The sequence below is a fragment of the Sulfuriferula sp. genome (assembly GCF_054605375.1).
In genome coordinates this window covers 20,681-41,121 of record NZ_JBTSEG010000024.1, presented here as the reverse complement: position 1 = coordinate 41,121, position 20,441 = coordinate 20,681, and the positions used below count along the sequence as shown (strand labels likewise).

Annotated in this window: 17 protein-coding genes; 14 read left to right on the top strand and 3 right to left on the bottom strand. The window is 55.4% G+C overall.

The window, feature by feature from the left end:
• Positions 1-366: 366 nt before the first annotated feature.
• From ACYCZJ_RS12720 to ACYCZJ_RS12710, 3 genes are all read right to left on the bottom strand, one after another.
• Positions 367-993 carry a hypothetical protein gene (locus ACYCZJ_RS12720; RefSeq protein WP_461554600.1) on the bottom strand — a complete coding sequence of 209 codons (627 nt, stop codon included), beginning with the start codon at positions 991-993 and terminating at the stop codon, positions 367-369.
• Positions 994-1,046: 53 nt separating this feature from the next.
• Positions 1,047-1,799 carry a DUF975 family protein gene (locus tag ACYCZJ_RS12715; RefSeq protein WP_461554599.1) on the bottom strand — a complete coding sequence of 251 codons (753 nt, stop codon included), beginning with the start codon at positions 1,797-1,799 and terminating at the stop codon, positions 1,047-1,049.
• A 656-nt stretch (positions 1,800-2,455) separates the two neighbouring features.
• The gene (locus ACYCZJ_RS12710; protein WP_461554598.1) at positions 2,456-3,082 is read right to left on the bottom strand and encodes a DJ-1/PfpI family protein; all 627 of its coding nucleotides are present in this window, start codon (positions 3,080-3,082) and stop codon (positions 2,456-2,458) included.
• 494 nt (positions 3,083-3,576) lie between these two features.
• On the opposite strand from ACYCZJ_RS12710, the gene ACYCZJ_RS12705 reads away from it, so the two are divergent.
• From ACYCZJ_RS12705 to ACYCZJ_RS12640, 14 genes are all read left to right on the top strand, one after another.
• Positions 3,577-4,329: a GntR family transcriptional regulator gene (locus ACYCZJ_RS12705; RefSeq protein WP_461554597.1), complete on the top strand. Its 753-nt coding sequence runs from the start codon at positions 3,577-3,579 to the stop codon at positions 4,327-4,329.
• A gap of 33 nt (positions 4,330-4,362) precedes the next feature.
• Positions 4,363-6,093 carry a fumarate reductase/succinate dehydrogenase flavoprotein subunit gene (locus tag ACYCZJ_RS12700; RefSeq protein ID WP_461554596.1) on the top strand — a complete coding sequence of 577 codons (1,731 nt, stop codon included), beginning with the start codon at positions 4,363-4,365 and terminating at the stop codon, positions 6,091-6,093.
• A 12-nt stretch (positions 6,094-6,105) separates the two neighbouring features.
• Positions 6,106-6,339 carry a 4Fe-4S dicluster domain-containing protein gene (locus tag ACYCZJ_RS12695; RefSeq protein WP_461554595.1) on the top strand — a complete coding sequence of 78 codons (234 nt, stop codon included), beginning with the start codon at positions 6,106-6,108 and terminating at the stop codon, positions 6,337-6,339.
• 15 nt (positions 6,340-6,354) lie between these two features.
• The gene (locus ACYCZJ_RS12690; RefSeq protein ID WP_461554594.1) at positions 6,355-7,317 is read left to right on the top strand and encodes a HEAT repeat domain-containing protein; all 963 of its coding nucleotides are present in this window, start codon (positions 6,355-6,357) and stop codon (positions 7,315-7,317) included.
• Positions 7,318-7,342: 25 nt separating this feature from the next.
• Positions 7,343-7,669 carry a ferredoxin FdxA gene (fdxA, locus tag ACYCZJ_RS12685; protein ID WP_461554593.1) on the top strand — a complete coding sequence of 109 codons (327 nt, stop codon included), beginning with the start codon at positions 7,343-7,345 and terminating at the stop codon, positions 7,667-7,669.
• Positions 7,670-7,847: 178 nt separating this feature from the next.
• Positions 7,848-9,311 carry an ABC transporter substrate-binding protein gene (locus ACYCZJ_RS12680; RefSeq protein WP_461554592.1) on the top strand — a complete coding sequence of 488 codons (1,464 nt, stop codon included), beginning with the start codon at positions 7,848-7,850 and terminating at the stop codon, positions 9,309-9,311.
• Positions 9,311-10,264 (top strand): ABC transporter permease, encoded by a 954-nt coding sequence (locus ACYCZJ_RS12675; protein WP_461554591.1) that lies wholly within the window; start codon positions 9,311-9,313, stop codon positions 10,262-10,264. The genes ACYCZJ_RS12680 and ACYCZJ_RS12675 overlap by 1 nt, the downstream gene beginning before the upstream one ends.
• On the top strand, positions 10,261-11,115 hold the full coding sequence (locus ACYCZJ_RS12670; protein WP_461554590.1) for an ABC transporter ATP-binding protein: 855 nt from the start codon (positions 10,261-10,263) through the stop codon (positions 11,113-11,115). Before ACYCZJ_RS12675 ends, ACYCZJ_RS12670 begins: the two co-directional genes overlap by 4 nt.
• A gap of 146 nt (positions 11,116-11,261) precedes the next feature.
• A complete protein-coding gene (locus tag ACYCZJ_RS12665; protein WP_461554589.1) occupies positions 11,262-14,813 on the top strand; it encodes an FAD-dependent oxidoreductase in 3,552 nt (1,183 codons plus the stop codon).
• Complete coding sequence (locus ACYCZJ_RS12660; RefSeq protein ID WP_461554588.1) at positions 14,813-15,115, top strand: DUF971 domain-containing protein; 303 nt, start codon at positions 14,813-14,815, stop codon at positions 15,113-15,115. The genes ACYCZJ_RS12665 and ACYCZJ_RS12660 overlap by 1 nt, the downstream gene beginning before the upstream one ends.
• Positions 15,116-15,152: 37 nt before the next feature.
• On the top strand, positions 15,153-15,905 hold the full coding sequence (locus ACYCZJ_RS12655; protein ID WP_461554587.1) for a sulfite exporter TauE/SafE family protein: 753 nt from the start codon (positions 15,153-15,155) through the stop codon (positions 15,903-15,905).
• A 182-nt stretch (positions 15,906-16,087) separates the two neighbouring features.
• The gene (locus ACYCZJ_RS12650; protein WP_461554586.1) at positions 16,088-17,680 is read left to right on the top strand and encodes a DUF1800 domain-containing protein; all 1,593 of its coding nucleotides are present in this window, start codon (positions 16,088-16,090) and stop codon (positions 17,678-17,680) included.
• A 25-nt stretch (positions 17,681-17,705) separates the two neighbouring features.
• On the top strand, positions 17,706-18,932 hold the full coding sequence (locus tag ACYCZJ_RS12645; RefSeq protein WP_461554585.1) for a DUF1501 domain-containing protein: 1,227 nt from the start codon (positions 17,706-17,708) through the stop codon (positions 18,930-18,932).
• A gap of 503 nt (positions 18,933-19,435) precedes the next feature.
• Positions 19,436-20,395 carry a chemotaxis protein gene (locus ACYCZJ_RS12640; RefSeq protein ID WP_461554584.1) on the top strand — a complete coding sequence of 320 codons (960 nt, stop codon included), beginning with the start codon at positions 19,436-19,438 and terminating at the stop codon, positions 20,393-20,395.
• The last annotated feature ends 46 nt before the right edge of the window (positions 20,396-20,441 follow it).

Here is a 20,441-nt window from a genome sequence, read left to right as displayed (position 1 = left end):
CAAAAAAATGGACCATGCCCATCCAGAACTGGCGCAATGCAATGAGCCGATTTATTATCGCCTTCGAGGATCGACTTCAAGGACATATTTAAACGCGGGGCAGTTACACAGAATTATTTACAGGCTCAAGCCCCTTAGTGCATAACAATTATTATTTATGGCAGCCATTATGCCCATTTAATTCACTGATTCGCAAACGCTTTGACCTTTCTGCGTCTCTATAATAACTCTCAATAATACGGGCAGCGCAGCCGCGTCTGAACGGCTGTTTTGGCCCAGTGACTTCAAATTCTGTTCACGTGAGTGCTGAAGCATGAACTACTATTTTGCTGGAAGCAGAAACACCCGGCTTGGGTATTACCAAGTCTAATGTAAGGGGTGCGCAACCTCCATATTGTCCCGCTTGCCATCGGCATCAGGCGCTTTATCTGCACCCTGAAACTGAATCTTCATTGGATTCAAAGTGGATACAAAATTCTCAAACGCGGGTCGCAGATGTTCAAAGGCTTTCTGTGTCCGAGAGGTAAGCACGATGATAAGAAAAACATTGCCAGCGTCCGCGTATGCGACCAACTCATGATTGCCATACTGGTCGCCGGAAAGCTGTCTGACCAGGGCTGAGTTCTTCTTTTGAAAAGCGAGCGAGTTTGCGACTTGAACTTGCAACTTCGGTGATTGAATACGGAAACGCGTTATTTCGTCTTCGGCAAATTGTTCCAATGAAAATTCACCTTTATCGCTCACAGTGACATACATGATGCCCGGGGCATTCGCCATCGCTGTGCCTTTTGGCCATAAGGCAACCACTACGCCGGACGGTTCGTTGGCTGGGCACACGGCCTCCCAATTTTTGGGTGTGGCAAAGAGGAAAGCCCAATTCTGCCCATAGACAATTGCGCACCCTGTTTCCGCTCTTGACGTTGCGGGCATGAGCAAACACAACGCGAGAAGCACGGTGTATGCATATTTGGATTTTGGCATGTCGACACTCATCAATGATGCCTGACGAAAGTAACCAGTTTGCGCAGCTTTCCGGACAAACCCGGTTATTGCACCGAGGCCACCCCGAACATTTTTTTATACAGGAGGCCCTGCACGATAGCCAATAGTGGCAGCATCCAGATCAAGCCGATAAAGATAGGTAAACAGGCAAGAAGAAACATGATACCCATCGCCAGATAGAGGAAGAAAACTTTGAACCAGTGTTTGGAAATGGCTTTGCGTGATGTTTCCAGCGCTTCCCACACGCCCATGTTCCTATCCATCATTAAAGCCATGCTCATCAGGTAGGCAACAGAAAGATAGATACCTGGAATGATCAATAACACATATCCCAGCATGATTAGCAGCGTCAACACAATGCCCAGCAGAGTAAGTGGAATGACTTTGGCATAAGCCCGAAAAACTGAGCCCGCATCGATTTCCGCATCGACTGAACGCCGGATGCCAAGTACGATGATACCTGCCACCAATGGATAAGTTATCGGAATACTGACTAACATGGTGATTGCCAGCCAGAAGAATCCGGCGCCTAGCTGGTGATGCTGAAACAGGAGATTCGGGTCGGGAAAAATCAGCTTTTGTACTACACTCACAATCGTGGCAATGACTATATATGCCAGAAAAGCCAGCAGAATAGCCCCCTTGGCACCACTGGTTTTTTCCCATCCTTCTGCGATGATGGCTGTGATGGAAAAGTCATACTGACCACTGATACCTCCTTCCAGTGAGCTCTGGCCTTCGATATCCAGAGTTTGCTGTTCCAGTTGTGCTGTAGGCGTGGCGTATGGATTCGTCATGTTTTTCCCCTTATGCGGTACACAAAGTTTATTTATTGTTCTGAAAATACTACGGCATTGATATTACAGTCCCATTTTGTCAGCGTCTCAGTCTCGATCTCTTCTTTATAGCGCTGCAGCTTGCATATAACGCCTCCTGATGGACCTCAATTTGAGGTTTATGAAGTGTCTAGAAAAGCTGCGGCGATTCATTAACGGCATTCTGTTGTCCGTGGCATATCAGGACGGCTTAGCGTACTTAATTTTCCATTGTGATTAAAAATCAGTACTGGAGAAATTTTGCATCAACTGCATGCCATCACGCGTAGCATCGGCACGCTTGGTGAAGGCTCGCGCTGTTTACTGGGAAAAACAGCGCGCTGATTGGCGTTATAGGCCAGCGTAATGACGCATTGCGATTGTAGCCAGAATTCCGGCAATCGCTAAAATCGCCATTAGTTGAAGTATGGTCAGACCTTTTTGTACATGCTTTGCATTGCGCATATTTGGCTATTCTCATGTGGATAGATTGGGCTTTCCTCTTTTGTCGTCTGTCAAAGAATACACAGAACCAAAGGAGATGCCGGATATATGACTGCAGGCGATTTCAAAAAACCAAATCCATCGATCAGTTTCCTTGATTTTGAGGAGCCCATATATGTTATGTCTTGTTAGGCTCAGAGTTCAATTCTGCGGGCATTGTTATAAGGATACGGATATTCCATATGTTTGGCTGTGGCTTGCGCAATGGCTTCACCCCAATAGCGGGCGACAACCTTGAGTGCCATATCAATACCCGCAGAGATACCTGCGGATGTAAATATTCGCCCATCCTCAACAACATGCTTGTCATACTCAACTGTTACTGCTGGAAATGACTCGCGCATCCAGTCGAGCGAACGCCAGTGAGTTGTGGCATGACGCCCGTCTAGTAACCCAGCAAACCCAAGTAGCATTGAACCGGTACAAACCGATGTCAATGTTTCAACTTCTGACGCACGGATACGAAGCCAATTAAGCATCGCGGGATTTTTGAGTTCTGTGCGGGTTCCCCAGCCACCAGGAACAACGAGAATATCCAGCTTGGGGCAGCTCTCAAATGTGTGGTCAGGAATGACTTTCATGCCCCCCGATGTAACCACTGGATTGCTTTTCTCCGCGATCAGCAGTGTTTCAAATGGCGATATTTCTTCCCATCGCTTTTCCTCATTGAGGCGGGTGGTTGAAAAAACTTCGAAGGGCCCGCAAAAATCGAGAACCTCGATATTCTCAAACAACACGATTCCGACAAGTTTTCGTTCCATGCTTTTCCTTTTTGCAAAGCCTAATTTGGTTTTGTATATTCCAGTGACAGTTTGATGATATGTCTTAAATCAGAATAGGGTAAGCCAGCGCCAGTTATAGCGTGCAGGTACTATCCAAAATCTCCTTTCATCTAACCAATAGCCTCGTACAAAACGCCACATCAATGCGTAGATACGCATAATTCAAGCGCGGTTTTGCGTATTCCTCAAGCGGCTAATTTACCTGCGTTGCACCAACGGATTGATGGTTAATATCAATCTCGCGCAATGCCTGTTGATTCGGCTCAAGCCAAGTACATTTTTAGTGCGTGCTGCTCTCTTGCGCACAAATCCGGTGCCAAATAGATGCGCTTCATCCTGTTTTCTGTTGGCGCATTAATTCATATATTTCAAATTGTTAGATTGATATTCAAGAAACTTAACATGCTGGCATGCGGTTTGCTTTGTTTCATCATGTCATAACAAGTAAGCATGTGGATTGGAGCGTGTGAATAATGGATCCGAAAAAAGAAACCGTGCTGTCTTTGTCGCCGGTGCCGCTGTATACGCAGATCAAGGAAATACTGCGCAACCGCATCCTTGATGGAACCTACAAGGCACACGAACAGATGCCTTCGGAAAGCGATTTGACGCGATCTTTTAGCGTAAGCCGGATTACGGTTCGCCAGGCGCTGGGTGACCTGCAGAAAGAAGGGTTGATTTTCAAGATACATGGCAAAGGCACGTATGTCTCGCAACCCAAGGCATTCCAGAATCTCGGCAAGCTGCAAGGGTTTGGCGAGGCAATGGCCACGATGGGATATGAAACCTTCTCACAGGTCATCAGTTTCAAGATCGTCCCTGCCGATAAAGTAGTCGCGATGAAACTGGGGCTGGACGAGAACGAAATGGTGTCCGAAATCCGCCGCGTACGGTATCTGAACCGTTCCCCCATCTCGCTGGACGTGACCTATCTGCCGAAATCAATCGGCGAACGCCTGATCAAGGAAGACCTCGCGCATCGCGACATCTTTCTGATTCTGGAAAACGAATACGGTTATTCGCTGGGCCAGGCGGAACTGCAGATCGAAGCCATGCTGGCGGATGAATCCCTGGGCAGGCTGATCCAGTTGCAGGAAGGATCGCCGGTTCTGCGCATCGAGCGTCTGACATTTACCACTGACAACCAGCCGCTTGATTTCGAATATCTCTACTACCGCGGCGATGCCTTCCAATACCGGCTTCGCGTCGAACGCGGCCGCATTTAACGTCGACTCATTTAGAACAAGGAGAAGCATTCAATGAATACCATCGAAATGGAAGTGGATGTACTGGTGATTGGCGGCGGTACGGCTGGTCCGATGGCCGCGGCCAAAGCCAAGGAAAAGAACCCTGCATTACGCGTACTGGTGATGGAAAAAGCCAACGTCAAACGCAGTGGCGCCATCTCCATGGGGATGGATGGGCTTAACAATGCGGTCATCCCGGGTCATGCCACGCCCGAGCAGTATGTGAAGGAAATCACCGTCGCTAATGACGGTATCGTCAACCAGAAGACGGTAATGAAATACGCCACCAGCAGCTTTGACATGATTCAGGAACTGGATAGCTGGGGGGTGAAATTTGAAAAGGACGAGACCGGCGATTATGCGGTCAAGAAAGTCCATCACATCGGTACTTATGTTTTGCCCATGCCGGAAGGACACAACATGAAGAAAGTGCTGTACCGGCAGCTGAAAAAGCGGCGCGTTGAAATCACCAATCGGTTGATGGCAACCCGTTTGCTGCTGGATGAAAATGGAGCGATTGCCGGCGCGATGGCAGTCGACAGCCGTACTGCCGATTTCTATGTGATCCGTTCGAAGACCGTCATTCTGGCAACCGGCGCAGCCGGGCGTCTGGGCATGCCCTCATCCGGTTATCTGTTCGGTACTTATGAAAACCCCACCAATGCAGGAGATGGATACAGCCTGGCTTATCACGCAGGCGCCGAGCTTTCCGGTATCGAGTGCTTCCAGATCAACCCTTTGATCAAGGATTACAACGGCCCTTCCTGCGCTTATGTCACCGGTCCATTCGGTGGCTACACCGCCAACGCAAACGGAGACCGTTTCATCGAGTGCGATTACTGGAGCGGCCAGATGATGATGGAGTTCTACAAAGAACTCGAAGGCGGCAACGGGCCGGTGTTCCTGAAGATGGATCATCTGGCCGAAGAAACCATTTCCACGATTGAAGAGATTCTGCATACCAATGAAAGGCCGAGCCGTGGACGTTTTCACGAAGGACGTGGTCTCGACTATCGCACCGGCATGGTGGAAATGCATATCTCCGAGATCGGTCTGTGCAGCGGCCACAGTGGTTCAGGCGTGTGGGTCAACGAGCACGCTGAAACCACCGTGCCGGGCTTGTACGCTGCCGGTGACCTCGCTTGCGTGCCGCATAACTACATGCTGGGCGCGTTCGTTTACGGCAAGCTGGCCGGTGAAAGTGCGGCGGAATATTGTGCCAATCACGCCCTGCCGCCGGTCGATAACACCCAGGTTGAAGAAGAGCGCAAGCGCGTATGGGGGCCGCTGGATGTGGTCGACGGACTGCCTCCCAGCCAGGTCGAATATAAATTGCGGCGCATGGTTAACGACTATCTACAGCCACCTAAAGTCACCCGCAAGATGGAAATCGGGCTGCAGCGCTTCGCGGAAATCGAAGAGGATCTTTCCCGGATGAGTGCAGCAAATCCGCACGAATTGATGCGCGCAATGGAGATACACGCCATCCGCGACTGCGCCGAGATGGCAGCACAGGCATCACTGTACCGTAAGGAAAGCCGCTGGGGTCTGTACCACTATCGAGTGGATTATCCGGAGAAAAACGACGCCGACTGGTTCGTACATGTGCAGGTAAAGAAAGATGCCAACGGCAACATGAGTTGTTTCACGCGGCCGATCGAACCTTATATCGTTGCCCTCGACGAGGAAGAAAAGACCGCTTATCAAAAACTTCGGATCGTCAAAGAACCCGCGGCCGCCTAAAGGAGAGATGCCATGACTTACGCCTTCAACCGAGTAACCGTGCCTGTCACGGTAGATGAAGAAAAATGTATTGCCGCCAAGGGCTGCACCGTATGCGTGGACGTATGCCCGCTCGACATACTGGCAATCGATCTTGCCAAAGGCACGGCTTACATGAAATTCGACGAGTGCTGGTATTGCATGCCCTGCGAGAAAGATTGTCCGACCGGGGCCGTGCATGTCGATATTCCCTATTTGTTGCGTTAAGCCTGGAGCCAGACCATGACCGCACTCAGTATCCAAGATGGACTATCAGCGCAGCTGAAGCAGCGCATGACCGACGCCGATCCGGAAATCAGACGCATTGCGCTGATGGATCTGGCCGACAGCGAAGACGAGGACTTGATCGTCCCGCTATTAATCGAAGCGCTACAGGACGTCGATGCCAATGTTCGGGCCGAGGCAGCGGCTGCTCTGGAAGGCTACGAGAGCGAAGCCGTGGTGACGGCGCTGATTGGCGTGCTGACGGATAGCGATCCGCAGGTTGGCGCCAATGCAGCGCTATCGCTAGGTGAACTGAAAGACTCAAGTCTCGGCGGTGTATTGCTGAACGCGCTGGATGCCTCCTCAGGATATGCCAAGGCAGCGATTTTCCGGGCGCTGAAAGAACTCAAGGTGGCAGGTAGTTTGGAACCCGCCCTGGCAGCCATTACCGATGCCGATGCCGATGTGCGACAGGCGGCGGTCGGCGTGCTGGGTTATCTCAAGGATCCGCGCGCGTTGACATCATTGTCCAGGGTGGCCACGCAGGATGCAGATTCAGAAGTGAGGCGCATCGCGGTGGGAGCTCTCGGCTTTGCTCCAGCATTGCCTGTTGTGTTCCCTGCCTTGGCCGATGCCATGAATGATGAATCCTGGCAGGTGCGCGAGGAAGCCGTCATGACACTGGGCAAGTTGCGCGCGGAAAACGCGGTGCCGCAACTCATTGCCGCAATGCAGGACAGCTATTGGCAAGTCAGGATCAAGGCTGCACGCAGTCTCGGCAGGCTCAGGAGTCGTGCGGCTTTGCCCGTACTGTGCGAGGCACTGGTGCACCCGGTGAGCAATTTACGCAAGGAAGCCGCTGTCGCCCTGGGTGAAGTGGGCGATCCGGAAGCATTGCCCGCACTGGAAAAAGCGCTCGAAGACCCCGATCCGGATGTGCGCAAACTGGCCAGGCTGGCCATGACGCAGATAGCGCGCTGATCAAGCGGGCTGAAAGGAAAAAACCATGACCTATATCGTTGCCGAACCCTGCATCCGCTGCAAGTTTACTGATTGTGTTGAGGTATGCCCGGTGGATTGCTTCCATGAGGGCCCCAATTTTTTGGTGATCAACGCAGCTGTGTGCATCGACTGTTCGCTGTGCGTGGATGAATGTCCTGCCGGTGCAATTTTCGCTGAAGAAGATTTGCCGCCGGAGTATGAAAAATACGTGGTTTTGAACGAAGAGCTGTCCCAGTTGTGGCCGGTCATCAGTGCCCGTGTGGATGCGCCGGCAGATGCTGATGAATGGATGGGTGTGCAGGAGAAATTTCAGTATCTGCAAACAGGTTGAAATGTGCACCGCATGAATGCAGTGCACGCCACTACAGGTCGCACGCTTGAGGGGCATGGAACACAGTGGCAAGAGGATAAAGATTCAATAAAACAGGTTGTTATAAAAAAATACTCGCTGGGTATGAAAGTTGCCTATTTAAATACATGTGTAACTTATTTTAAAAGGGGTACTTATTGTGATTACGCGGCTAACAAGTAATACAACCGGAACAAAAGCATCATTATTTAAGCTGCTACTCGCAGCTGCGGCGCTGGCGTCCTCGGCATTTTTAACGGTGGTGGCACATGCCGAAGACGTGACGCTCGGTATCGGTATCCAGAACACCACGACCAATACAGTCACTGCCGGAATAGTCATCGAGAAGCTGGGCTTGCTGGAAAAATATTTGCCGAAGACCGGCAAGTACAAGGATATCCATTTCAAGATCGATTGGCAGAATTTCACATCCGGTCCACCAGTCACCAACGGCATGATCGCGAACAAGTTGCAGATCGGGATGATGGGTGACTATCCATTGCTGGTGAATGGCGCCACTTTCCAGAACAGTAACGATACCAAGAGCGAGCTGGTCGCGATTATTGCGTACAACAAGGATGGCGCAGGCAATGGCGTCGTGGTGCGCAAGGACTCGCCTTACTACCAGTTGTCCGACCTGAAAGGCAAGAGCATATCCGTGCCGTTCGGTTCTGCAGCCCATGGCATGCTGTTGAAGGCGATGGAGGACAGGGGCTGGAAGGATGATTTCTGGAAGCTGTCGAATCAGAGCCCGGAAGTCGGCACGACCAATTTGCAGGAGGGCAAGATTGATGCGCATGCGGATTTTGTGCCATTCGCGGAACTGCTCCCCTATCGCGGCTTTGCGCGCAAAATCTTCGACGGCGTCGAAACCAAGGTACCCACCATGCACGGCATCGTGGTGCGCAAGGATTTTGCGGACAAATATCCGGAAGTCGTCGTTGCCTATCTGAAAGCGCTGCTGGATGCGAACGACTGGGTTCGCAAGAATCCACAATTGGCCGCAGAAAAAATTCAGGACTGGACCAAGATCGAAAAAGAGGTGGTCTATATATTTCTTGGGCCAAGCGGTATCCACACCCTGGACCCGACCATCAAGCCGAAATGGATAGAAACCATCAAATACGACACCGGCGTGCTGCAGCGCATGGGGAAGGTAAAGCAATTCAATGCGGATGCCTGGGTTAACGAGTCCTATATTCGCGAAGCTTTCAAGGAAAAAGGCCTGGATTACGACAAGCAGAAGGCGAGTTTTGCCGGGTATGAAATTGGCGGCATGGACCCCTTGTGCAAAAAGCTGATCAAGGACCCCAGAGCAGGTGGAGAGGTGTGGATAGAAAATGGCGCCATTACAGCCTATAGCTCTCCGGACTGTACCCTGGCTGCGGTAAAGAAAGCCACATCCGAAGGCAAGAAAATCGATGTGGTTTACCTGTTCGACAAGACGTACGGCATCAAGCTGTTCGCCGACAAGGCGTTCTATGCCCTCAATGCCAAACAGCCAAAACATCCTTCCATCGTCCCGTTCCTGTTGAAAAATGATGCCGCCGCGTACGCAGCCAGGCATGGGGGCAAGGTTGCGGATTATACCGAAGCGCTTGCAGCTGCAAGCGTGGGGAGGTAATGATGCGAACCGCAGAGCTGATCAACTATCACGAAGAGACAAACGATGCGGCAAGTGCGCCGGAGAGGGCGGCAACGCCAGCTAATGACCAGGGCAAAGTGATCGCCGAACAAACGGTTGGCCAGACCTCGCCTGGTCATGCAGCCTGGCGAAATCTGACAGACAGTGCCGGACGCAATCTCGGCTCCGCGTTGCTTGCACTGACCTCCATCGCACTGTTCATCGGAGCCTGGTACCTGGCCGTGAAATACCGGGTCGACTTCTATGTCCGGTTTACCAATATCCCGGCACCGCTGGATGTCTTCAAAGAGATGGTGGACTTGAGCAAGAGCGACAGTTTCTACGAAAACATGCTGATCAGTTTGCGTAGAGTCCTGCTGGGGTTTGGCATCGCTGTGGTTTTCAGTGTCGCTTTGGGGCTCGTCATCGGCCGCTATAGGTTGGCCCGGCAACTCATGTCCCCGATCCTTGAAATACTTCGGCCGATTCCTGCCATTGCCTGGGTGCCCATCGCCATCATGTTGTGGCCGACCAACGAGGGCAGCATCGTCTTCATCACTTTCCTCGGGTCGTTTTTTCCGATCCTGCTGAGTACGGTGCACGGCGTGACGAGTGTCGATCCGGTGCTGATTCGTGCCGCACGCAGTCTTGGCGCGAAAGAGCCCGCATTGTTGCGGCAGGTCATCTTGCCGGCCGCGCTGCCGCAAATCTTCAACGGCCTGTCAGTCGGCATGGGTGTGGCCTGGGTTTCATTAATCGCCGCAGAAATGATTTCCGGTCAATACGGGATCGGCTATTTCACTTGGGAAGCCTATTCCCTGATCCAGTATTCCGACATAGTCATCGGCATGATCGTCATTGGATTCCTGGGCCTGGCCTGCAGCACGGCAATTCGCTGGATCGGGCGTTTGAGCATGCCCTGGGCTAACCAGAACGGAGGGAGCAAGGCATGATGGCAGATAAAGGCAACGTGGAAATCAGGAATCTGGACGTTCGCTTCGGTTCGGGTGCAAATGTGGTCGATGCCGTCAATGAGGTCAGCATTGATGTGAAACCGGGTGAATTTGTCTCCATACTCGGCCCATCCGGCTGCGGGAAATCAACGCTGCTGAATGTCGTGGCGGGCTTCGTCAAACGTACGGGAGGCAGCGTACTGGTTGACGGCAAGGAGGTGCGCGGACCGGGCGCCGAGCGTGGCATGGTATTCCAGCAGTACTCGCTATTTCCCTGGATGACGGTGCGCAAGAACGTGGAGTTCGGTCTGAAAATGCAAGGCCGTCAAAGAAGTGAACGGGAAACAGCGGCCCGAACCCTGCTCGGGCTGGCCGGATTGCTCGCGTTCGAAAATCATTACCCGGACCAGTTGTCGGGGGGGATGAAGCAGCGCGTCGGCATCGTCCGCGCGCTGGCAACCAGCCCACAGGTGCTGCTGATGGACGAGCCTTTCGGTGCGCTGGATGCACAGACTCGCGTCGTGATGCAGCAAATCCTGACCAACATGTGGCAACGCTTCCGGCTCTCCGTGCTGTTCATCACGCACGATATTGACGAATCCATTTTCCTCTCCGACAAAGTCTACGTGATGACCGCGAGACCCGGCCGCATCAAGGCGGAAATCGAAGTGCCGCTGCCGCGGCCGCGTGTCGCGGAAATGACCACGTCAAATGAATTTCTCCTGCTGAAACGGCAGCTGCATGAGCTTATCCGCGAAGAAAGTTTCAAGGCCATGGGTGGCGACCTCAAAGAGGGAATGGGCGGGTTCGGCATGGAAGTCGGTCCGCAAGGTGTGGCCGAACTGATTTAGCCACGCAGCAGGAGCAGGCAATCGTGCCTGGCTTGCTGCATGAGGACTTGTAATTACATGTCTTGTCGTGGTGAGCGCTTGATCCGTATGCAGGCGAAACAGATGCCTGCCTGAAGGAATATAGATTGTTTCAAGAAGGAACAGAGATGACATCATTCGAATTGAAGTTACCCGGATTCAAATACGCAGACATCTACGAAGCGGAGCGCTTGCCAGTACTGGATGAATTGTTTCTGCGCTTCATGACGCAACGTGACAGCCAGCTGGCAGCGCAATTTCTGGCGTATAGAAATGGGGCTGAGACCAGTGCCGTAGCAGAGTCAGGATTGCTCATCGATGCAGGCCGGTATCTGGAAGATTTTCTGGTGGGCGCATTCGGCGTTGAAACGGCACGTAACGAGTTAAGGCGGCAGCAGCTACTCGACAAGCCGGTTCATGCGTTCAAGGAAAAATTCATCAAGCCGCGCGTGCGCCGCAAGCGCGCCGCGACCCGCTCATTTGAAATGCTGGATGACCTGCTGGAACAGAAGCTGGATACACAGGACACAACCGACCGGGAACTGGCCGTTGCCAGACTGTGGGTATCGGCTGCGGAGTCCGGGGCCGACGATACCCTGAGTCTGCTGGAAGAATGGGCTTATGCCGCCTACAACACCCCGGAAGGTAAGAAACGCGTCGCCGGTTGGATCAGCTTCAAACTGCCGCAGAAAATCGAATACATGAAACTGGTACCGACCGTCGCACTGGAAAACGATGCGGCCGGGCGGGTCGGTGGACTGCCAGAACGGCAGCGTCGCCGTGACGGTTTCGGGTTGACGGACCCGCGCTTCAATCTGCGCGAAACCATGGATCATGTGCATTACTGCGTTTACTGCCATGACCATGAAGGCGACTTTTGCTCCAAGGGATTTCCGGACAAGGAAAATGGCGGATTTCGCACCAATTCGCTGGGCGTGGAGCTCACCGGTTGTCCACTGGAAGAGCGGATATCGGAAGCGCATACACTGAAGCTGGACGCCTATACGCTGGCTGCGCTGGCGGTGATCATGATCGACAATCCGCTGGTGCCTGCCACCGGCAACCGCATCTGCAACGACTGCATGAAGGGCTGTATTTACCAGAAGCAGGATCCGGTCGATATTCCGCAGATCGAGACGCGCATTCTGACCGATGTCCTGAGCTGGTCGTGGGGATTCGAAATCTATTATCTGCTGACGCGCTGGAACCCGCTCAATCGGGCTCGTCCCTATGCGTTGCCGCATCATGGCACGCGAATTCTATGCGTCGGAGCGGGACCGGCAGGGTTCAATCTGTCGCATCATCTGCTGCAATCAGGATTCGGCGTCGTGGCCATTGACGGGCTGAAAATCGAACCGCTGGAACAGGTCTGGACAGGAACAGACGGTGCAATCCCGGCGCCAGTGGAGCACATCAGCGACTTGAACGAACCACTCGATGAACGCGTGATGAGCGGGTTCGGCGGCGTGGCCGAGTACGGCATCACGGTGCGCTGGGACAAGAACTTCCTCAAGCTGGTGTACCTGACCCTGGCGCGCAATCGGCATTTCCGGGTTTACGGCGGCGTGCGTTTCGGCGGCACCATGACCATAGACGATGCCTGGACGCTGGGCTTCGAACATATAGCCCTGGCCACCGGTGCCGGCAAACCCACGGTGATCCAGATCAAGAACAACCTGGCGCATGGCATCCGTCAGGCCAGTGATTTCCTGATGGCGCTGCAACTCACCGGCGCCTCGAAAAAAGACAGTCTGGCCAATCTGCAAGTCCGGCTGCCGGCACTTGTTGTAGGCGGTGGACTCAGCGCCATCGATACGGCAACCGAAGTCCAGGCTTATTACGTGCTGCAAGTCGAGAAGATGCTGGAACGTTTTGAAAAGCTCACTTTGGCAGGCCGCTGGGACGCCACTTTAAATAAAGTAGAGCAGGGCATTTTTGAAGAATATCTGGCTCACGCCAGGCTGATTCGCGCGGAACGGCGACGTGCAGCCGTAGCCAACGAAACGCCGAATTTTGCGCCGCTGCTGCAGGCGTGGGGTGGCGTTACCGTGGTTTACCGGCGCGGGATGAACGAATCGCCAGCCTATCTGCGCAATCACGAAGAAATTGAAAAGGCTTTGCAGGAAGGGATTTTTTACGCGCAAGGGCTGGATCCGGCAGAAGCAGTACTGGATGAAGCGGGTCATGTGCAGGGCATGATGTTTCGCCGTTTGGTCGTGGATGCGCAAGGTGCCTGGGTCGATAGCGGCGAGCAGATTGAGTTGCCGGCGCGCTCGGTATTTGTTGCCGCAGGCAGCAGCCCCAACACGGTTTACAATCGTGAGCACCCGGGCGAGTTCGAGATGGACGGCAAATATTTCGCGACGCATAAACAGCTAACAGGCGAGACAAGTTTGCGCAGAGCGGCGTCAACAGGGAACTGCAAGAGTGCGGATATCGGCTTCCTGACTTCGTATCAAAAGGGTGAACACCGAATCAGTATCTATGGCGATAATCACCCGCAGTTTCAGGGTAGCGTGGTGAAGGCCATGGCTTCCGGAAAGCTGGGCGCACGCGAGATCGCAACGCTGTTCGCGCAGCGACTGCAGACACCGGTTGATTCCACCGTACAGGCCGCCTGGCAAGGCTTTGTGGAAAATCTGGACAGCTGGCTTTGCCCGGTGGTCACTCAGGTGGAACGCCTGGGCGGCAACGTGATGAGCGTCACGGTACGGGCGCGCCAGGCAGCCCAGAATTGGCAGCCGGGCCAGATTTACCGGCTGCAGAATTTCCATGCGCGTGCCGATCAATTGCAGGGGACCGTGCTGCAAATGGAAGGCATGGCCATCGACGGCATCGACGTGGATAAACAGACTGGGGAAATCAAACTGCTGGTGAACGAGGTCGGGGCCTCCAGTCGCATTGCTGCCCAGCTCGCACCGGGCGAGCCGGTAGTCCTGATGGGGCCGACCGGTACCGGTCTGCCCATGCCCGAGAACCAGACCGTCACGGTCATGGGTGGCCATTCCGCCGTGACCAGCACCATTGATGGCAGCACCGCCTGGCACGCTGCGGGCAATCAGGTCATCTTTATCGGGCATTTTCGTAACGGGCTACAGGCGCAAGCGGTGCAGGCGGTCATGGAAATCCTCTCCGATCAGGCGATATGGATACTCGACGAAGGTCCGGCGATCCATTGCAAACGCGCGCAGGACAGCTGCTTTACGCATGGCGTCGACGACTACATCAGCGCCTGCCTGGAAACCGAAGGCAGCTATTCAAACTGGCTGGGGCAAACGGATACGCTGCTGCTGTCCGATAACCCGGCCACCATGGATCGTATGTCCGGCGCCTTGCGCACCGCCTTGCGGCATTTGCTGAAACCGCAGCTCAAGGCGCTGGTGGCGGTGAATAGCCCGATGCAATGCATGATGAAGGAAGTTTGCGCCCAGTGCCTGTGCCAGCATCACGATCCGGAGACGAAATTACCCGCGAGTGTGGTATTTTCGTGCTTTAATCAGCATCAGCCGCTGTTCGCTGTGGATTTTGTGAATCTCAAGGCGCGCCAGGGGCAAAACAGCGTGCAGGAGAAAGTGAGCAATTTATGGCTAAGCTATCTTCTGGACAGGAAAAATCGCCATGCGCATGAACGCATTGCCTCGGTTGAAGCGGCGGCGCAGCGCATGGCGCAAGGGGAATAATGATGTCGAATGAACCGGTACCCATCGAGATACGCCAGCTTGCCGTTTCACGGGAACTGGAGATCAGCTGGAGTGACGGGTTTGTCAGCCGTTTTAAAGACGCGGCGTTGCGGCGCGCCTGCCACTGCACGACCTGCAGGCAGATAACCGCCAGGCACGAAGCCATTCCCTGCCCGGAAGATATCCGCATCCTGTCGATTGTTCCGGTGGGATCGTATGCGATGCAGCTCGGCTTTGATGACGGACATGATCGCGGAATTTTTCCATGGAGCTATTTGCGGCAGCTTGAGTGCGCGGCGTGACGTTCCCTATTGCATTGCCCGGGTTTGAGGGGCGCGCATGTTAGGGAGCATTGCGCTGTTATTCGCGGTGGTTGGTGTGGGAATACTGGTCGGGTCGGTGGGGGTCGGCGGGATACTGCTCCCCTCGGTGTTAACCATGCTGACCGGCATGGCGATCCACCAGAGCATGGCGACTTCGTTATTCACGTTTATTTTTGCGGGGATAGCCGGCACGTTCTTTTTTCATCGGCAGGGCAGCATCGACTGGAAATTGGCGCAGCCGGTTTGCGCGGGCGCGGCAGTCGCGGGTTTCCTGGGCGCATGGGCAAATTCAAGACTGAACGCACCTTCACTGGCTTTGATTCTGGCCGTGATCATCATCCTCGCGGGTATTTATACGTTGCGCGCCGGTCGTGACGAAATGCAGGCCGCATGGGGAGGTCATCCACACAGGCAGCGCCTGCTATTGGTCGGCATCGGCGCGGTGGCCGGATTCGGTTCCGGGCTGACAGGCGTGGGTGGCCCGGTGTTGTCCGTGCCGCTGATGGTCCTGTCCGGCTTTTCTCCGCTCACGGCAATCGGCGTAAGCCAGGTCATTCAGATCGTCGGGGCTGCATCCGGCACCTTGGGCAACCTGCGTTACGGGACCATCGATTTTGGAGTCGCCGGCCTCATTATTGTCTTTGAAATAGGCGGCGTATTTCTCGGCGCCCATATTGCCCACATCGCCGATACCCACGTCCTTAAAAAATTCGTCGGCGTGCTCTGCATCGTGGTGGGCGCGGTTTTTCTGGTACGTAGCATTGCCTGACTGCGCGCCTGCTTGAACAGGGGAAACCCTGATCTATCCCGTGCCCGGTTGTCCGGGCGTTCTGTCCGTCATTCCAACTCCCGTCAACCAAAGCGCCCCGATTGGCGTTATTGGAGTCACACTCCCGGGTAGCTGTATCAGGCAATCCCCTTCATTTCGATTTTGAATTCAGAGGAAAATACATGCCGGAATCCCCCCCGGGCTGGAGCCGCCGCCGCTTTCTGACGCTGTCCGGCATGGCCGGACTCTCGCTCGCTGCCTGCGCCGCCCGGGTACCTGCGCATGGCGGTCAGGCACAAGCCGCGCTGGGTTCGGCACTCGAGAATGCCGCGCGTGATCATCCCGTAGCCTTGATCAACCGGCTGACCTGGGGGGCGACGCTGGGCGACCTGAACAGCCTGCGCCAGCGCGGCGTGGGGCGCTATGTAAACGCCCAGTTACGCCCTGCGGCTGATCCGGTTTTGCCGCCCGAAGTCGTTGCACAGTTGCAGGCCATGACCATCAACCGCACGCCTGTGGCCGATCTGGCGCGCAGCAGCTTCGAGCAGTTGCGCAGCATTCGCACGAGCGACCTGCCGGCAGACGAAAAGCAGCAGCAACTCAAAACCGCGCAGCAAGGCATCAGCAATCTGGCGCGCGAAGCGGCCGAACAGCAACTGCTGTATGCGCTGTATTCGCCCAACCAGTTGCAGGAACAACTGGCCTGGTTCTGGATGAACCATTTTTCGGTGTTTCAGTACAAGGGCATATTGCGGCCCATGATGGGCGACTACTACGCCCGGGTCATCAAGCCGCACGCGCTGGGGCGTTTCCGTGACTTGTTCCGGGCGACGGTGTTCAGCCCGCAAATGCTCATCTATCTGGACAACGCCAACAACGCGCGCGGCCATATCAACGAAAATTACGCGCGAGAGATCATGGAGCTGCACACCCTGGGCGTGGGTGCCGGTTATACCCAGCAGGATGTGACCAACCTCGCCCGCGTGCTCACCGGTCTCGGGGTGAAGCTGACCGGCCATCCGGCACGCGTGCGCCCGGCCTTGCGCGCCGATCTGTGGCAGAGCGATCTGGTGGTGTTCAACCCGATGCGTCACGACCCCGATCCCAAACTGGTGCTGGGTCGTACCTTCCAGGGCCACGGGCTGGACGAGATCAACGAAGTGATCGAGCTGCTGGCGGCTCATCCGGCAACCGCGCGCCATGTCAGCACCCGGCTCGCGCAGTATTTTGTGGCCGATGCGCCGCCGCCTGCGTTGATCGACCACATGAGCGCAACCTGGCTGCGCACCGATGGCGATATTGCCGCGGTATTGCAGGCGATGCTGACCACGCCGCAGTTTGCGCAGTCGCTCGGTGGCCTGTTCAAGAACCCGGCCCACTATGTCGTGTCGGCCGTGCGTCTGGCCTACGAGGGCCGCGTCATTCGCAATGCCCAGCCGATGGTGAACTGGCTGGCGCGTCTGGGTGAGCCGCTGTATGGCCGGCAGACGCCCGACGGCTACCCGCTGGACGCCGCCGCCTGGAGCAGCTCGGGGCAGATGACCGCACGCTTTGAATTGGCGCGTTTGATCGGCAGCGGTCCGGCGGGGTTGTTCAAGACAGACGCCCCCGGCGCGCAGCCAGCGGCGGCTTTTCCACAGTTATCCAATGCGTTTTATTACCAGGCGTTGCAGCCGGTGTTGTCACCAGCCACGCGCCAGGCGCTGCAGCAAGCCAACAGCCCGCAAGACTGGAACGCGCTGTTATTGTCCTCACCCGAGTTCATGCGCCGTTGAGCGCAATGTGATCAGGAGTCTTTCCATGGATCGTCGCCAATTACTCAAGCTTTTTGCTGCCGCATCGCTGGCCGCAGCCAGTACCCGGTTGTGGGCAGCGCCGCCGGGCAGTGAACAGGGGCCGCGTTTCCTGCTGGTGTTTTTGCGCGGCGGGTACGACGCCGCCAACCTGCTGGTGCCCTACAGCAGCGATTTCTATTACGAGAGCCGGCCCCACATCGCGGTGCCCAGGCCGGAGAGTGGCCCCGGTGCAGCCATTGCGCTGAACACGGATTGGGCGCTGCACCCGGCGCTTACCGATACCGTGCTGCCGCTCTACCATCAGGGACAGGCTGCTTTCGTGCCGTTTGCCGGCACGCAGGATATGACGCGCAGCCATTTCGAAACCCAGGACCACATCGAACTCGGTCAGGGTGCCAACCCGCGCGATTTCCGTAACGGATTTTTGAATCGCCTGGCCAGCGTGCTGGGCAATCGGGCGCAGCCCATGGCCTTCACCGCGCAATTGCCGCTGAGCCTGAGCGGGCCGGATCGCGTGCCGAATATGGCGATGGCCAATGCCGGTAAAGGCGGGCTGAATACCCATAACAACGACTTGCTCGTGCAGATGTATCGCGGTACGAATATGGACGCTACGGTTCGCGAAGGTATCGCCGTACAAAAACAGGTGATGAGCGACATGCAGAACGCCAGCGCCGCAGGCTACGCGGGCGAGATGCTGGCGGCCAGCCGTGGCGCCGCCAACCCGCGCAGCTTTGCAGCCCAGGCGCAACGTATCGGCACGCTGATGCGCAACCAGTTCAACATCGGATTTGTCGATGTCGGCGGCTGGGATACCCACGTGGGCGAGGCCGGGCGCAACGGCGCCGAAGGCCAGCTTGCGCAGCGCCTGAGCGAACTCGGCGCCGGGCTGGCTGCCCTGCCGCAAGCCATGGGTCCGGCGTGGAACCAGACCGTGGTCGTGGTGCTGAGCGAATTCGGCCGTACCTTCCGCGAAAACGGCAATCGCGGTACCGATCACGGTCACGGCACGGTCTATTGGGTACTGGGCGGCGCGGTGCGTGGCGGGCGCATCGCCGGTGAACAGGTGCAGGTCGCCCGGTCCACCCTCAATCAGGATCGCGACTGGCCGGTGCTGACCGGCTACCGTAGTTTGCTGGGCGGCATTTTCCGGCGCCAGTGGGGCCTCAGCCCCGCGCAACTGAACAGCGTGTTCCCGGGCGCAGTGCCGGTTGATTTGCAGCTGGTTTGACCACGCCTGGCAGGTGTGTCACGGCCGCTGATTGAAACGCTTGCCGATTCAGGCGATCGTCCTGCCGAAATCTCTTCCATCCCCCTTAATAACGTCCACGCGAAGTGCCCTGAACCGCGCCGCAGCGGCCCGGCGCCGCCGTATAGCGCATTCCTGATTCTGATAGACAAATTAATTCAAGTTCTGGATGCGGCCGGTCGATAAGAAAGTACCCGCATCATAAATAGCGCATGGACCAACCGGGTTATGGACGGACAATAAATCAGGCGCTTGACGGGTGGTTCGATTGAGCAAGTAAACTCTGGTAACAACCAGTCTCTTGCTGCCGGGTTCCGCAAAACCCTGCGTGCCACCCGGAAGAGTCAGTCAACAGGTTTCAGTTAAGGAATGGAAAGATATGCCGACGCTAGCGTTGATCGCCAACAACCCCATCTCGTAGTGGGCAAAATTGAATCAGGCAGTACGCTGCCAACACATAAAACGCTGTCAACAAGGTGAACAACATGGGTTCAGCTCAACAGGAAATCGATGAACGCGCAAATCTGACGGGTTCCAACAAATTTGAATTGCTGCTATTCAAACTCGGTAGCAGTGCCGGCAGTGATCGATCAGAATTATTCGGTATCAATGTATTCAAGATCCGCGAGATCGTGGCAATGCCCGAGATTACCGTCGTCGCCGGCGCGTCTCCGCATTTGCTCGGTGTGGTGAACCTGCGCGGGCAGGTTATTTCGGTGATTGATCTGCCTGCGATCATGGGGTGCCAACCCAAAACCGGCCTGAATATCATGCTGGTGACTGAATTTGCGCGCACCACCCAGGCCTTTGCCGTCGAGTCGGTTGAAGATATCGTGCGTCTGGACTGGGGTCAGGTCCTCTCGGCGGAAGCCAGTACGGCGGATGGCCTGGTCACCAGCATCGCGCGGCTGGATGGCAATACCGATCGTTCGCGTCTGGCACAGGTGCTGGATGTGGAGACCATATTGCGCAGCATGACAGCGACCACCAGCCCGGATGTAAACCTCGAAACTATCGGCCCGAAAATCAATCTCAAACCGGGCAGTATTGTCCTTGCCGCCGATGACTCCATCGTCGCCCGTTCCCTGATCGAGCAAGGTCTGGCGGCAATGGGCATCCATTACATCATGACCAAAACCGGAAAAGAAGCCTGGGATCATCTCCAGTCCGTCGCACGCGTGGCCGAGAGTGAAGGCGCGCCGGTGTCCGACAAGATAGCAATGGTGCTGACCGACCTGGAAATGCCGGAAATGGATGGATTTACGCTGACGCGGAAAATCAAGCAGGACACGCGCTTCCGCGGGATTCCGGTGGTGATCCATTCATCGCTTACCGGCATTGCCAATGAAGACCATGTCAAGAATGTCGGGGCAGATGCCTACGTAGCGAAATTCGTGGCGGAGGAATTGGCCACCACCATGCGTAAGGTGCTGACGCAATCGTAATGCTGCGTCAGCAGGTGAACTGAATTGAAGTCGTCGCGGCTCTGGT

Coding starts and splice junctions, on each gene's coding strand:
- ACYCZJ_RS12720 (WP_461554600.1), bottom strand. CDS start 993: ATGAGTGTCGACATGCCAAAATCCAAATATGCATACACCGTGCTTCTC.
- ACYCZJ_RS12715 (WP_461554599.1), bottom strand. CDS start 1,799: ATGACGAATCCATACGCCACGCCTACAGCACAACTGGAACAGCAAACT.
- ACYCZJ_RS12710 (WP_461554598.1), bottom strand. CDS start 3,082: ATGGAACGAAAACTTGTCGGAATCGTGTTGTTTGAGAATATCGAGGTT.
- ACYCZJ_RS12705 (WP_461554597.1), top strand. CDS start 3,577: ATGGATCCGAAAAAAGAAACCGTGCTGTCTTTGTCGCCGGTGCCGCTG.
- ACYCZJ_RS12700 (WP_461554596.1), top strand. CDS start 4,363: ATGAATACCATCGAAATGGAAGTGGATGTACTGGTGATTGGCGGCGGT.
- ACYCZJ_RS12695 (WP_461554595.1), top strand. CDS start 6,106: ATGACTTACGCCTTCAACCGAGTAACCGTGCCTGTCACGGTAGATGAA.
- ACYCZJ_RS12690 (WP_461554594.1), top strand. CDS start 6,355: ATGACCGCACTCAGTATCCAAGATGGACTATCAGCGCAGCTGAAGCAG.
- fdxA (WP_461554593.1), top strand. CDS start 7,343: ATGACCTATATCGTTGCCGAACCCTGCATCCGCTGCAAGTTTACTGAT.
- ACYCZJ_RS12675 (WP_461554591.1), top strand. CDS start 9,311: ATGATGCGAACCGCAGAGCTGATCAACTATCACGAAGAGACAAACGAT.
- ACYCZJ_RS12670 (WP_461554590.1), top strand. CDS start 10,261: ATGATGGCAGATAAAGGCAACGTGGAAATCAGGAATCTGGACGTTCGC.
- ACYCZJ_RS12665 (WP_461554589.1), top strand. CDS start 11,262: ATGACATCATTCGAATTGAAGTTACCCGGATTCAAATACGCAGACATC.
- ACYCZJ_RS12660 (WP_461554588.1), top strand. CDS start 14,813: ATGATGTCGAATGAACCGGTACCCATCGAGATACGCCAGCTTGCCGTT.
- ACYCZJ_RS12655 (WP_461554587.1), top strand. CDS start 15,153: ATGTTAGGGAGCATTGCGCTGTTATTCGCGGTGGTTGGTGTGGGAATA.
- ACYCZJ_RS12650 (WP_461554586.1), top strand. CDS start 16,088: ATGCCGGAATCCCCCCCGGGCTGGAGCCGCCGCCGCTTTCTGACGCTG.
- ACYCZJ_RS12645 (WP_461554585.1), top strand. CDS start 17,706: ATGGATCGTCGCCAATTACTCAAGCTTTTTGCTGCCGCATCGCTGGCC.
- ACYCZJ_RS12640 (WP_461554584.1), top strand. CDS start 19,436: ATGGGTTCAGCTCAACAGGAAATCGATGAACGCGCAAATCTGACGGGT.